Raw genomic sequence first — 13,681 nt, 5'->3', positions numbered from 1 at the left:
GTACGGTGGTGACCGGTATTGCCGGCATGGAGAGCATGAAAGCAGTTGGACGGACCGGCGCAGTAGCGCTGCTCTATTTCGAAATTGTCAGCACCATCGCGCTGATTATCGGTCTGGTGGTGGTCAACGTGATCCAGCCGGGCGCGGGAATGAACGTCGATCCGGCGACGCTGGATGCCAAAGCGGTTGCGGTCTACGCGCAGCAGGCTGAGCAGCAGGGCGTGATTGCCTTCCTGCTGGACGTGATCCCGAACAGCGTGGTCGGTGCCTTCGCCAGCGGTAACATCCTGCAGGTGCTGCTGTTCGCTATCCTGTTCGGCTTTGCGCTGCATCGCCTCGGTAACGCCGGCACCGTGATGTTCAACGTCATCGAGAGCTTCTCGAAGGTGATTTTTGGCGTGATCAACATGATCATGCGTCTGGCGCCGATTGGTGCGTTCGGCGCCATGGCGTTCACCATCGGTAAATATGGCGTCGGATCGCTGGTGCAGCTCGGTCAGCTGATTATCTGCTTCTACATCACCTGCGTACTGTTCGTGGTGATTGTGCTGGGCATTATTGCCCGCTGGGCCGGCTTCAACATCTTTAAGTTTGTTGCCTACATCAAAGAAGAGCTGCTGATTGTACTGGGTACATCTTCTTCCGAGTCGGCGCTGCCGCGCATGCTGGATAAGATGGAGAAGCTGGGCTGTAAGAAATCGGTGGTCGGGCTGGTGATTCCAACTGGCTACTCGTTCAACCTCGATGGCACGTCGATTTACCTGACCATGGCGGCGGTGTTTATCGCTCAGGCGACCAACGCCCACATGGATGTCTTCCACCAGATCACGCTGTTAGTGGTGCTGCTGCTCTCCTCCAAAGGCGCGGCAGGGGTGACCGGCAGTGGCTTTATCGTGCTGGCGGCAACGCTGTCGGCGGTGGGACATCTGCCGGTGGCCGGTCTGGCGCTGATTCTCGGCATTGACCGCTTCATGTCGGAAGCCCGTGCGCTCACCAACCTGGTGGGTAACGGTGTGGCGACTGTGGTGGTGGCGAAGTGGGTCGGCCAGCTCGATGAAGCGCAGATGAAAGCGACGCTTTCTTCAGCGAAAAAGGTCAATAACGCTTCACAGACCAGCGCGTAACCCTCTATTTGCGTTAATTTGTCGTGAAATGCCCGCTGTCGCTTGCCCTGACAGCGGGCATTTGCATAATAACCCCATTGATTTTTTTCCCGATTTTTTTCCTCGTCGCGCGACATCCTGGCCTTCCTGTGGTCAAAGAGTCTGTCGTTGAATAAACGTGGCGGCAGCCTGCCGCCGTGGTTCGCTGAAAAGCGGCCGCCTATGGCGCGCACGAGCGTTTATCTGTTTGAGTAGGGGTTCACATGCAGGGCACCAGAATTCGGCTTTTGGTTGGCGGATGGCTGCTTGCGGCATCTGGCTTCGGCGTCCACGCCGAAACACTTCAGCCTGATCCCGCCTGGCAGGAAGGCAAACTGGACAATGGTTTCAGCTGGCAGCTGCTGACCACACCACAACGTCCGAGCGATCGCATCGAGCTGCGCCTGATAGTTAATACCGGTTCGCTGGTGGAAAGCGCCCAGCAAACCGGGTTCAGTCATCTTTTACCGCGTCTGGCAATGGTGCATAACACCGCGCTGGATACCAATCAGCAGCGCGCACTGTGGCAACAGGCGATGGATCCGCAGCGACCGCTGCCGCCGGCCATCTCGTCTTATGATTTCACCCAATACAACCTTAGCCTGCCGAACAACCGGCCGGAGCTGCTGAAAGAGGCGCTCAGCTGGCTGGCGGCCACCGCCGGTAAAATGACCATCAATGAGCAGGTGGTGTCGACCGCACTGACCGCCACCGATCCCATCGCGACCTGGCCGCCCAATACGCAGGATGTGTGGTGGCGCTATCGCCTGAAAGGGTCGACCATGCTGGCGCATGATCCGGGCGAACAGCCGCGTGCGCCGGTGGATATCGCGCAGCTTAATGCGTTTTACCAGCAGTGGTACACGCCGGACGGCATGACGCTGTACGTGGTGGGCAACGTGGATAGCCGCAGCATGGCGGAGCAGATCAACAAAGCGTTCTCGCCACTGCAAGGCAAACGGGTGGCGCCCGCGGCGCTGCCCACGCTGTCGCCGCTGCCGCATCAGCCAATCAACCTGGTTAACGGCGGCATGATGCAGGATCGCCTGTCGCTGGTGTGGGATACGCCATGGCAGCCAATCCGCGACTCGCAGAATCTGCAGCGCTACTGGCAGAGCGATCTGGCGCGCGAAGCGCTGTTCTGGCACGTCCAGCGCGCGCTGGCCGACAGCAAAGCGCAAAACGTGCAGGTTGGCTTCGACTGTCGCGTGCTGTATCAGCGTGCGCAGTGCGCCATTAACATGGATTCGCCTAACGCGTCGCTGGCGCAGAACCTGAACCAGGTGGCGCGTGAGCTGGCCACCGTGCGTGACAAAGGTCTGCCGCAGGAGGAGTTTGATGCGCTGATGGCGCAAAAGCTGCTGGAACTGAACAAACTGTTTGCCACCTACGCGCGCACCGACACCGATATTCTGATGGGGCAACGTCTGCGCTCGCAGCAGAATTCCGTGGTGGATATCGCGCCGGAGCAGTACCAGAAACTGCGTCAGGCGTTTCTCAGCGAGTTAACGCGCGACCAGCTCAACCAGGAGTTGCGTCAGCAGTTAACGCAGGAGCTCACCATGGTGCTGATTCAGCCGCAGGGTGAGCCCGAAACCAACGTCAGGATGCTGCAGGACAGCTGGGACAAGGTGATGAAGGTTCCGGATGCGCCTGCCGCCGCCGCTACCCCGGATGAGGCTAAACCCGAAAATAATGGCAGCGCGAGCGCGACCGATCAGGCTCAACCCTCGTCATGACCCAGGGCGCATGAATCCCCGCAATAAGGTGCGCTGCAGTAAGGCGGCACGGGTGTCATCCTCAGAAGCTTACGTAAGCGACCGGGATGAACGCGCGCCGCCAGCGCCGCTGCGGTTCAACGTAGCAGGGGCATCAGGTCTTTGCGCGCAGCCATTCGGTCACCAGCATCGGCCAGCTGGCCAGCGGCAGATCCGCCACGCCACGAATCCCAAAGCCGTGGCCGCCTTTCTGATAAAAGTGAATTTCCGCCGGCACCTTGTGCTCCCGCAGGGCACTAAAAAACACCATGCTGTTATTAACGGAAACCGTCTCATCGTCAGCGGCGTGGATCAGCAGCGTCGGCGGCGTCTGGCCGTGCACGCGCGTCTCCAGCGAATAAGCATCAATGCTTTTCTGATCCGGCCACGCGCCCAGCAGGCGGGTGCGTGAACTTTCATGCGCCAGACCGTCGCGCATGCTGATGACCGGATAGAGCAGCACCATTGCATCAGGCCGCGGTGACAGGCTGTCGGCCTGATCCTGCAGCGGATAGATTTTTTCGCCAAAGCGGGTGCCGAGGCTGGCGGCCACGTGTCCGCCGGCGGAAAAGCCCATCATCACGATGTACTTACCGTTCAGGCCGCGCTGTGAGCGCTCGCGCAGCACGCGCACCGCACGCTGGGCATCGGCCAGCGGCGCATCCGGTCCTTCATGATGGCCGTCGTACGGCAGGCGATAGGTCATTACCGCCAGCGTGTAACCCATCGAGGTGAAAAAGGTGGCGAGGGCGCTGCCTTCGCGGTCGATCAGTACGCGCTGATACCCGCCGCCCGGTGCCACCAGCAGGGTGATACCGTTTGAGGTTTCCGGATGCCAGATCGCCATCTCCGGGCAGCGCACACCGGTGGCGGCGCGGTCGTAAGGTTCGAACTCTCTGGCCAAATCGACGATCTGCGGCTGAGCGCGCGAGTCACTCGCGCCTGGCGCGTCGCCGTGCGGCCAGATATTGATAATTTCTGTGTGCATAAATCTGTCCTGAGCGAGTCATGTTGTCGTTATTGTGTTCGCGGTCGACCTGACAGCTTCCTGCTGTGGTTGATTAAAACATGGTCTTTTTTCGCGCGATCGTCCAGCCGAAAACCGCCGGCGTCGCCAGTTTCGGACTATGCCTGGCGGTCGGGTTTATCGTCGTAATGCATTGAATTTAAATCAGTCTGATTAGCGGCATTTAAGTGGTGAGCGTCAGGCAGAGAGGAGGCTGGATGGCGTGCGTCGTTAGTAAAAATTGCCCGGTGAATCTGCGTCATTAAGCCAAATTTTCGCGGTGATATTTTTCAGCGTAATAATCAATTTCTCGTCAGGGCAGAGGGGAAATTGTCGCGACGCGCAGCAGGCAGCGCGGCGCGACAATCGTGTGCGGTGTTAAACGGTTTTTGGCATCGCGCTGGGCGGAATAATCGCGCCGCGATGCTGAATGACCGTGCTGGCGGTGAGATGGCCGCGCGCTGCGGCCTGCTCCACGCTGCCACCCGCGAGGCGCACGGCCAGATAACCGGCGCTGAAGGAGTCACCTGCGGCGGTGGTATCGACAATCTGCGCCGGAGCCAGTTTGATGGCCGCAACATCCCGCAGCGGCTCTTCGCCGCGCGCCACCAGGCAGGAGTCGGCACCACGTTTGATCACAATTTCCTGCACGCCGGCGGCGCGCGTGCGCGCAATCACGTCCGCCAGCGGCTGTTCGCCCCACAGCAGGTGTTCATCATCCAGCGTCAGGAAGGCGATATCGGTGTGGCGTAGCATCGCCGCATACGCCTGCTGCGCACTGGCGCTATCCGCCCACAGACGCGGCCGGTAGTTGTTGTCAAAAATCACGGTGCCACCGTTTTGCCGGCAGGCACTGAGCAGCGCCATCAGCTTTTCGCGGCTGGCCTCAGGCAGGATCGCCAGGCTGATGCCGCTCAGGTAGAGATAGTCGTAATGCGCCAGCTGCTGACAGATGGCCCCGGCCTGCGGGCTATCCAGCCAGAAGCGCGCGGCAGCATCGCTGCGCCAGTACCAAAAGGTGCGCTCGCCGTGGGCATCGGTTTCGATGAAGTAAAGCCCGGGCATTTTGTCCGGCAGGCGCTGCACCAGCTGCGTGTGCACCTGCTCCTGCTGCCAGGCCGCGATCATCTGGTCGCTGAAGCTGTCGGTGCCAAGCGCGGTGACATACTCCACACGCAGCTGGCTGGAATCGCTCTGCCGTGCCAGATAGACCGCGGTATTCAGCGTATCGCCGCCAAAGCCGCGTTTGATGTTCTCACCTTTTTCGGACAGCTCAATCATGCATTCGCCAATAATGGCGATGGTTTTCTGCGTCATGGTGTTTGGCCTGTAGTGAATGCTGCGCTCTAGTCTCGCGTCTGGTATGGCAGTCGTCAATGCTTTTTAAAACGCTGTTTTAATTTGCCTTAAGGCGTAAAACCGCGCTTCTGCACCGATTTAGCGGCCAAACCGGGGGTTGTTTTGCCGATTAAGCCGCAGACACGCTGCTAGACTCAACAGCTCGTGTGGCTGCGCAGACCAATAAAGTTATCCAGGGGAGAGCCGATACTTGCCACTGAGATGCTATTTGCAGGCACTCAATACCAACCAGGAAAACACCATGGTGATGAAGAATTTGAGTCATCGGCTGCCTTTTTCTCCCGAACTTGAGCAACAACAGGAAACCCGTCTCTACTGGCAGCAGTGCCAACGGTGCTACACTTTCCAGCCGATTTACCAGGTTTCTGGCCGCTTACTGGCTATTGAACTGCTTACCGCCGTGGTGCATCCCGCCGCACCTGAGCAAAACGTGTCACCCGAAGACTATTTCGAGGCGCTGACCATTGCCCAGCGTCTCGACATCGTCCAGGAGCAGCTTGAACTGTTATTACAGTGGGCTTCCTTCTTCAGCCAGCGTCAGCTGGTGGCCTCCGTCAATATTGATGGACCCACGTTACTGGCCATTCAGCAGCATGCGCCCGTGCGCGCGCTGATTGTTCAGCTGCCGTGGGTGCGCTTCGAACTGACCGAGCACCACGCGCTGCCGCAGGAAGAGATGGTGGCGCAGATGCCGGAGCTGGGCCCGCTGTGGCTGGATGACTTTGGGTCCGGCATGGCCAACTTCTCCGCGCTGACCGAACTGCGCTACGACTACATCAAGCTTTCGCGCGAGCTGTTTATGCTGCTGCGCGCCAGTGATGAAGGGCGCTCGCTGTTCTCCATGCTGCTGGCGCTGATCAACCGTTACTGTAACGGCGTGATCGTCGAAGGGGTGGAAAACGAGGAGGAGTGGCAGCAGGTACGCAACTCGCCCGCCATGGCCGCACAGGGCTATTATTTTTCCCGTCCGCTGCCGTTTAACCAGCTGGAAAACCTGGTACTTGAGCTTCCGTGATTCCGTTCTGCCGCGTCTCGACTATCTTTAAGGAGACGTGGAAGGGCAAGGAGGAGGCAAAATGTCGCGTACAGGAAAAATAATTAGCTGGGTGGTCGGGATTTTATTGTTGCTGGTTGTGGTGGTCGTGGTGATTATCGCCACCTTTGACTGGAACCGCCTGAAGCCAACCATCAACCAGAAAGTCTCGGCAGAACTGAACCGGCCGTTCGCTATTCGCGGCGATCTTGGCGTGGCCTGGGTGCGCAATCGCGAAGAGCCAGGCTGGCGCAGCTGGGTGCCATGGCCGCAGGTGCACGCTGACGATGTCATGCTCGGTAATCCGCCCAGCGTGCCGGAAGTGACGATGGTGCATTTGCAGCGGGTGGAAGCCACGCTGGCGCCGCTGGCGCTGCTGCACAAAGAGATTTACCTGCCGTGGATTAAGATGCAGCAGCCGGATGCGCGACTGGTGCAGACCGCCGATAAGAAAAATAACTGGACCTTCAACCTCGCCAGCAGCGAAAACAGCGATCCCAACGCGCCGCCTTCGGCATGGTCATTCCGCCTTGATAATATCCTGTTCGATCAGGGACAGCTGCGCTATCGCGACGCCATCAACAAAGCCGATGTCACGGTGAAGATCAATCCGCTGGGCAAACCGGTGCCGTACGCGCAGGTCGCGGGCGGTAACGACCAGCAAAAAGGGGCCGGCGATTTTGTGTTTGGCTGGCAGGCGAGCGGGACTTACAACAACCAGAAACTCGACGGCGACGGTAAGATTGGCGGTATGTTGTCGCTGCGCAGCAAAACCACGCCGTTCCCGTTGCAGCTCGACGTACGCAACGGCACCACACGTGTGCGCGTGGATGGCACCCTGCAGGATCCGCTCAATCTCGGCGGGCTGGATGTGCGGCTGCGCTTCTCCGGCGACACGCTGGCAAATCTGTACGGCTTAACCGGCGTGCTGCTGCCGGACACGCCACCGTATGAAACTGACGGCCATCTGATTGCGCGTTTCAACGAAGAGAAAGGGCCGCTGTTCCGCTACGAAAAATTCAACGGTCATATTGGTGACAGCGATATTCACGGTTCGCTCAGCTACCGTCAGGGCAAACCGCGTCCGACGCTGAGCGGCGAGCTGACGTCGAACCAGCTGCGTATGGCGGACCTTGGGCCGCTGATTGGGGTTAACTCCGGCAAAGGCAGTGAAAAAACGGCGCAGGCCAAAGCGCAGCGCGGTGAGGCCAGCACCCAGCCGGCGGATCGCGTGTTGCCACATGACAAGTTCGATACCAAAAACTGGGATGTGATGGATGCTGACGTGAAGTTCAGCGGCAAGCGTATCGAGCACAGCAGCAAGCTGCCGCTCAGCGATCTCTATACCCATCTGCAGCTGAAAAATGGCGACCTGCTGCTGGATCCGCTGCGCTTCGGCATGGCCGGCGGCAGTATTAATTCGACTATCCATCTGGAGGGCGATCGCTCACCGATGCGCGGCCGCGCCGACCTGCATGCGCGCAAGCTGCAGCTGCGCCAGCTGTTCCCGGATGTCACCGCCATGCAGCGTAGTCTCGGCCAGCTCAACGGGGATGCCAGCCTGACCGGCACCGGCAATTCGGTGGCCGACCTGCTGGGCACCAGCAATGGCGAGCTGAAACTGTTGATGAACGATGGCCTGATCAGCCGCAGCCTGATGGAGATTGCCGGGCTGAACGTTGGTAACTATGTGGTGGGTAAACTGTTTGGCGACGATGAGGTGCGCATCAACTGTGCCGCGACCGACCTGAATATCCGTCAGGGACTGGCGACGCCGCGGCTGTTTGTGTTCGATACCGAGAACGCGGTGATCAACGTTACCGGCAACGCTAACTTTGCTAATGAGCGACTGGATCTGTCGATCAATCCGGAGAGCAAGGGCATTCGTATCATTACGCTGCGTTCGCCGCTGTATGTGCGCGGCACCTTCAAAAACCCGGATGCCGGAGTCAAAGCCGGTCCGCTGCTGGCGCGCGGTGCCGCAGCCGTCGCGCTGGGGGCGGTGGTCGCGCCGGCAGCTGCACTGCTGGCGCTGATTTCGCCGAGCGACACCGATGACAATCAGTGCAGCAACGTACTCCAGCAGATGAAAAGCAAAAAGTGATCAGTTACGCCACAGCACTTTGATGATGTGGTAGCCAAAAGCGGTTTTCACCGGTCCGTAAGGTTGCAGCAGCGGGCAGGTGAACACCGCTTTATCAAACGCCGGCACCATCTGCCCTTTGCGAAACTCCCCCAGATCGCCCCCGTTACGCCCGGACGGGCAGGTCGAGTGTTTTTTTGCCAGTTGCTGAAAGTTCGCGCCTTTTTCCAGCTGCGCCAGCAGCGCTTTCGCCTGCGCTTCCTGTTTCACCAGGATATGTAAAGCCGCCGCGGTTTTCGCCATGATGGTGTTCCCGTTATGTATAATGTGCGACGCATTATATCCCCGTCATACTTCAAATTGCAGATGCGTTGGCTGCGTGTGTTCGCTCCGGTCACTTACTATTGTAAGCTCCCGGAGACTCACCCACTTGCCGCCTTCCTGCAATTCGAACTATTTAGGGGATCGTCCCTGTTAAACGAATTGTTGAGTGAAATTACGTTATGCGTCTTAATCCCGGCCAACAACGTGCTGTCGAATTTGTCACCGGTCCCTGTCTGGTGCTGGCCGGTGCGGGCTCCGGTAAAACCCGCGTGATCACCAATAAAATCGCCCATCTGATCCGTGAATGCGGCTATCAGGCGCGCCATATCGCGGCGGTGACCTTCACCAACAAGGCGTCGCGCGAGATGAAAGAACGCGTGGCGCAAACGCTGGGACGCAAAGAGGCGCGCGGCCTGATGATCTCAACCTTCCACACGCTGGGCCTGGAGATCATCAAGCGCGAGTACAAGGCGCTCGGCATGAAATCGACCTTCTCGCTGTTCGACGATCAGGATCAGCTGGCGCTGCTTAAGGACCTGACCAAACAGTGGCTGGAAGAAGATAAAACCCTGTTGCAGCAGCTGATTTCTACCATCTCAAACTGGAAAAACGACCTCGTCGATCCGCAGGGCGCGGCCGGCCTCGCCAAATCGCAGCGCGACCAGATTTTTGCCCACTGCTACGCGCTGTACGATCAGCATCTGAAAGCCTGTAACGTGCTGGATTTCGACGATCTGATTCTGCTGCCGACCCTGCTGCTGCAGCGGAATCAGGAAGTGCGCGAACGCTGGCAACAGCGCATCCGCTATCTGCTGGTGGATGAGTATCAGGACACCAACACCAGCCAGTATGAGCTGGTGAAGTTGCTGGTCGGCGCCCGGGCGCGCTTTACCGTGGTCGGCGATGACGATCAGTCTATCTACTCGTGGCGCGGCGCGCGGCCGCAGAATCTGGTACTGCTGAAAGAGGATTTCCCGGCGCTGGAAGTGGTGAAGCTGGAGCAGAACTACCGCTCGACGCAGCGTATCCTTAAATGCGCCAATATCCTCATCGCTAACAATCCGCACGTGTTTGAAAAGCGGCTGTTCTCTGAGCTGGGCGAGGGCAGCGAGCTGAAAGTGCTGAGCGCCAACAACGAAGATCACGAAGCCGAGCGCGTGGCGGGCGAGCTGATTGCCCATCATTTTATTAATAAAACCCAGTACAAAGATTACGCGATTCTTTATCGCGGTAACCATCAGTCGCGCGTGTTTGAAAAGCTGCTGATGCAGAACCGTATTCCTTATCGCATCTCCGGCGGCACGTCGTTCTTCTCGCGGCCGGAAATCAAAGACTTGCTGGCCTATCTGCGCGTGCTGACCAATCCGGAAGATGACAGCGCGTTTCTGCGCATCGTAAACACGCCACGCCGCGAGATCGGCCCCGCGACGCTGCAGAAGCTGGGTGAGTGGGCCAATCTGCGCAACAAAAGCCTGTTTAACGCCAGCTTTGATATGGGGCTGGAACAGACGCTTTCCGGGCGTGGGCTGGAGCATCTGCAGCGCTTTACCCACTGGCTGAATGAAATCGTTCAGCTCACCGAGCGTGAACCGGTGAATGCGGTGCGCGACCTGATTCGCGGCATCGACTATGAAAGCTGGCTGTTCGAAACCTCCCCCAGCCCGAAAGCAGCGGAAATGCGCATGAAGAACGTCAATACGCTGTTTCAGTGGATGACCGAAATGCTGGAGGGCGACGAACTTAACGAGCCGATGACGCTGGCGCAGGTGGTGACGCGTTTTACCCTGCGCGACATGATGGAGCGCGGCGAGAGCGACGAAGAGCTCGATCAGGTCCAGCTGATGACGCTGCACGCCTCGAAAGGCCTGGAGTTCCCCTATGTCTATCTGGTGGGCATGGAAGAGGGGCTGCTGCCGCATCAGAGCAGTATCGATGAGAACAATATCGAAGAGGAGCGTCGCCTGGCCTACGTGGGCATCACCCGCGCGCAGAAAGAGCTGACTTTTACCCTGTGCCGCGAGCGCCGTCAGTACGGCGAGCTGGTGCGTCCGGAACCAAGCCGCTTCCTGCTGGAATTGCCGCAGGATGATGTGGCGTGGGAGCGTGAGAAAAAGGTGATCAGCGCCGAAGAGCGGGTGAAAACCGGGCAAACGCGCGTCGCCGGCTTACGTGCGATGCTGGAGAACGCGAAGAAGGGGTGATTATTTCGTCAGAGCCGCAAGCCTGGTCTGTGGCGAAATCTGTTGCGCGCGCCGCAGAGGCAAAGCGCCCGGCAAAGCAAACTTCACTCGCGTAAAGGCGCAGTTGCCGGGCGTTTTTCAACGCAGCAGCAGCAGGTTCGATCAGGAAATCGTCAGCAGCCAGTGCACATACGACTGGTAATGGCTCTCCTGCTCCAGCAGCTCGGCGCGCAGCGGATGCGCAGCCAGCCAGCCTGCCGGCAGCGTCAGATGCAGCGCATCATCATCCGCCTGCAGACGCACCGCCGGCAGCGTGTCGTCGCGCCGCCGGCTGGAGAAGATGATTGCCAGCCGCAGCAGACGGCTCAGTCGCTCAGCCATGCGCGGCGGCACGGCGTTTTGCTGCGTCAGCAGCGCCAGATCAATGCTGCCGCTCTGGTTCTGCAGCAGGCAGGCCAGCATTTTTTTCTGCGCGGGGGTGAAACCAGGAAGATCGAGATGGCGAATCAGATACGCGGCGTGCTGCGGTGCCTGGCGGAAATCGACGCTCAGGCCAATTTCGTGGATTGAACAGGCGCTGAGGAGTAAATCGCGACATCGCTGATCCAGCTTCCAGCTGCTGCTCACCTGACGGAAAAAGCTCTCTGCCAGCTGGCGCACGCGGCCGGCCTGCTCAACATCAATGGCGAAACGACGCTGAACGTTCTGCAGCGTGCGGCTGCGAATATCGCGGTCAATAGGCAGATGCAGCATGCCGTACACCAGCCCTTCGCGCAGTGCGCCGCCGGCCAGCGTCATGCTCTCAATGCTCAGCTCGTGGAAAATGGCGATCAGAATCGACAGGCCGCTGGGAAACACCAGCGCGCGCTCCAGCGTCAGCCCTTCAATCTCCAGCTCCTCCAGCTTGCCGCACTGAATGGCACGCTGTTTGAGCTGCTGCAGTTTGCTCAGAGTGATGCGCTCATCCATGCCCTGCGCCACCATGATCTCCTGCAGCGCCTGGACGGTGCCGGACGCGCCCACGCAAATCTGCCAGCCTTTCTCTCGCAGTGCCGGCGCAATCGGACGGATCATTTCACGTGCGGCCTGTTCGGCCTGGGCAAAGTTCTCTTTGGCGAGATGACGATCGCTGAAGAAGCGCTCCAGCCAGGTCACACAGCCCATCGACAGGCTAAACAGCGTCGTGGCGTGCGCACCTTCGCCGGTCACCAGTTCGGTGCTGCCGCCGCCGATATCAACCACCAGCCGCTGGTCAGAGCCGCCGGTGGTGTGCGCAACACCCTGATAGATCAGGCGCGCTTCTTCCTCGCCGCTGATGACGTTCACCGCGCAGCCGAGAATCTGTTCCGCCTGAGTCAGAAAATCCTGCGCGTTGCTGGCAATGCGCAGCGTGGCGGTTGCCACCACGCGGATTTGTTCCGGGGGAATGTCCTGCAACTGTTCGGAGAACAGACGCAGGCACTGCCAGCCGCGCTGCATCGCCTCAGCCGAGAGATGGTTGGCCGCATCAAGACCTGCCGCCAGACGCACCTTGCGTTTAATTCGCGCGACGGTCTGAATACTGCCGGACACTTCGCGCACCACCAACATATGAAAGCTGTTAGAACCTAAATCAATCGCAGCATAAAGTGACGATGCGCTTAGCATGTGTGCTTAACCCGAACGTTTACGGTTGTTGTTGCGCGGGGCACCGCCGCGACGGTTGCTGTTGTTGCCACCGCGACGTGGACCGTTGCCCGAGCGGTTACGCTGCAGGCGTTTCGGTGGCGGCAGGTCGCTCAGCAGGGCGTCGCTGTTGTACTTGCTCACCGGAATACCGTGACCGATGTACTCTTCAATCGCCGGCAGGTTAAGCGCGTACTCTTCACAGGCCAGGCTGATGGAGTGACCGCTGGCGCCAGCACGACCGGTACGGCCAATGCGGTGCACGTAATCTTCGCGATCGTCCGGCAGGTCGTAGTTGAAGACGTGCGTAACTGCCGGGATGTGCAGGCCGCGCGCGGCGACGTCGGTGGCAACGAGGATATCCACATCACCTTTGGTGAAGTCGTCCAGAATGCGCAGGCGTTTTTTCTGCGCCACGTCGCCGGTCAGCAGGCCCACGCGGTGACCATCGGCAGCCAGGTGGCCCCAGATATCTTCACAGCGGTGCTTGGTGTTGGCGAAGACGATGGCGCGGTCCGGCCACTCTTCTTCCAGCAGGGTCTGCAGCAGACGCATCTTCTCTTCGTTCGAAGGGTAGAATAGCTCTTCTTTAATGCGGTGGCCGGTTTTCTGCTCGGGCTCAACTTCAACGTATTCGGCGTTGTTCATGTGCTCGAACGCCAGTTCACGTACGCGATAAGAAAGCGTGGCCGAGAACAGCATACTCAGGCGCTGGGTGGCCGGCGGCATGCGGCGGAACAGCCAGCGAATGTCTTTAATGAAGCCGAGATCGAACATGCGATCCGCTTCATCCAGTACCACGACCTGAATGGCGCCGAGGTTGATGTGATTTTGTTTGGCGTAGTCAATCAGGCGTCCGGTGGTGCCCACCAGAATATCGACGCCGTCTGCCAGCACTTTCAGTTGCTTGTCATAGCCGTCGCCGCCATAGGCCAGGCCCAGCTTCAGACCGGTGGCCTGCGCCAGCGGCTCGGCATCGGCATGAATCTGCACCGCAAGCTCACGCGTCGGTGCCATGATCAGCGCGCGTGGCTGATTAACCTGGCGGCCTTCAGCAGCAGGATGAGAAAGAAGATAATGAAACGTTGACGTCAGGAACGCCATCGTTTTGCCGGTACCGGTTTGCGCCTGA

General features: G+C 59.2%; 10 protein-coding genes. 5 read left to right on the top strand and 5 right to left on the bottom strand.

The window, feature by feature from the left end:
• Together QMM04_RS16135 and QMM04_RS16130 are read left to right on the top strand one after the other, a co-directional pair.
• Window positions 1-1,124: dicarboxylate/amino acid:cation symporter (locus QMM04_RS16135; RefSeq protein WP_282996534.1), on the top strand; the 1,124-nt coding region annotated here is incomplete at its 5' end.
• Window positions 1,125-1,366: 242 nt separating this feature from the next.
• Window positions 1,367-2,881: a pitrilysin family protein gene (locus QMM04_RS16130; RefSeq protein WP_260641735.1), complete on the top strand. Its 1,515-nt coding sequence runs from the start codon at window positions 1,367-1,369 to the stop codon at window positions 2,879-2,881.
• Between the two features lie 133 nt (window positions 2,882-3,014).
• Here QMM04_RS16130 and QMM04_RS16125 read toward each other — a convergent pair whose 3' ends face one another.
• Together QMM04_RS16125 and QMM04_RS16120 are read right to left on the bottom strand one after the other, a co-directional pair.
• Window positions 3,015-3,887, bottom strand: coding sequence for an alpha/beta hydrolase (locus tag QMM04_RS16125; protein WP_058758092.1), 873 nt, complete (start codon window positions 3,885-3,887; stop codon window positions 3,015-3,017).
• Between the two features lie 396 nt (window positions 3,888-4,283).
• A complete protein-coding gene (locus QMM04_RS16120) occupies window positions 4,284-5,222 on the bottom strand; it encodes a sugar kinase (RefSeq protein WP_278428340.1) in 939 nt (312 codons plus the stop codon).
• Between the two features lie 283 nt (window positions 5,223-5,505).
• Here QMM04_RS16120 and pdeH point away from each other — a divergent pair, with 283 nt between their 5' ends.
• Together pdeH and QMM04_RS16110 are read left to right on the top strand one after the other, a co-directional pair.
• Window positions 5,506-6,279, top strand: coding sequence for a cyclic-guanylate-specific phosphodiesterase (gene pdeH, locus QMM04_RS16115; RefSeq protein ID WP_021506997.1), 774 nt, complete (start codon window positions 5,506-5,508; stop codon window positions 6,277-6,279).
• Window positions 6,280-6,340: 61 nt separating this feature from the next.
• Entirely contained in the window at window positions 6,341-8,401 is a 2,061-nt protein-coding gene (locus QMM04_RS16110; RefSeq protein WP_058775505.1) for an AsmA family protein, read from the top strand.
• Here QMM04_RS16110 and ppiC read toward each other — a convergent pair whose 3' ends face one another.
• On the bottom strand, window positions 8,402-8,683 hold the full coding sequence (gene ppiC, locus QMM04_RS16105; protein ID WP_058758095.1) for a peptidylprolyl isomerase PpiC: 282 nt from the start codon (window positions 8,681-8,683) through the stop codon (window positions 8,402-8,404). It abuts the gene before it with no gap.
• Window positions 8,684-8,883: 200 nt separating this feature from the next.
• On the opposite strand from ppiC, the gene rep reads away from it, so the two are divergent.
• Window positions 8,884-10,905, top strand: coding sequence for a DNA helicase Rep (gene rep, locus QMM04_RS16100; protein ID WP_058758096.1), 2,022 nt, complete (start codon window positions 8,884-8,886; stop codon window positions 10,903-10,905).
• 141 nt (window positions 10,906-11,046) lie between these two features.
• On the opposite strand, the gene ppx is transcribed toward rep, so the two are convergent.
• Both ppx and rhlB read right to left on the bottom strand, forming a co-directional pair.
• Entirely contained in the window at window positions 11,047-12,531 is a 1,485-nt protein-coding gene (gene ppx / locus QMM04_RS16095) for an exopolyphosphatase (RefSeq protein ID WP_031279616.1), read from the bottom strand.
• Window positions 12,532-12,537: 6 nt separating this feature from the next.
• The coding region (rhlB, locus tag QMM04_RS16090) for an ATP-dependent RNA helicase RhlB (protein WP_282996533.1) at window positions 12,538-13,681 on the bottom strand (1,144 nt) is incomplete at its 5' end.

It is taken from the genome of Pantoea sp. Pa-EAmG, assembly GCF_030024295.1.
Classification (GTDB): domain Bacteria; phylum Pseudomonadota; class Gammaproteobacteria; order Enterobacterales; family Enterobacteriaceae; genus Pantoea; species Pantoea dispersa.
Note: the sequence above shows the minus strand (reverse complement) of the source record. Positions and strands in the feature narration are given on the sequence as shown.

Bases quoted from the DNA above. Each gene is read 5' to 3' on its own strand.
- QMM04_RS16110 (WP_058775505.1), top strand. From the start codon at position 6,341: ATGTCGCGTACAGGAAAAATAATTAGCTGGGTGGTCGGGATTTTATTG.
- rep (WP_058758096.1), top strand. From the start codon at position 8,884: ATGCGTCTTAATCCCGGCCAACAACGTGCTGTCGAATTTGTCACCGGT.
- ppx (WP_031279616.1), bottom strand. From the start codon at position 12,531: ATGCTAAGCGCATCGTCACTTTATGCTGCGATTGATTTAGGTTCTAAC.
- QMM04_RS16120 (WP_278428340.1), bottom strand. From the start codon at position 5,222: ATGACGCAGAAAACCATCGCCATTATTGGCGAATGCATGATTGAGCTG.
- QMM04_RS16130 (WP_260641735.1), top strand. From the start codon at position 1,367: ATGCAGGGCACCAGAATTCGGCTTTTGGTTGGCGGATGGCTGCTTGCG.
- QMM04_RS16125 (WP_058758092.1), bottom strand. From the start codon at position 3,887: ATGCACACAGAAATTATCAATATCTGGCCGCACGGCGACGCGCCAGGC.
- ppiC (WP_058758095.1), bottom strand. From the start codon at position 8,683: ATGGCGAAAACCGCGGCGGCTTTACATATCCTGGTGAAACAGGAAGCG.
- pdeH (WP_021506997.1), top strand. From the start codon at position 5,506: ATGGTGATGAAGAATTTGAGTCATCGGCTGCCTTTTTCTCCCGAACTT.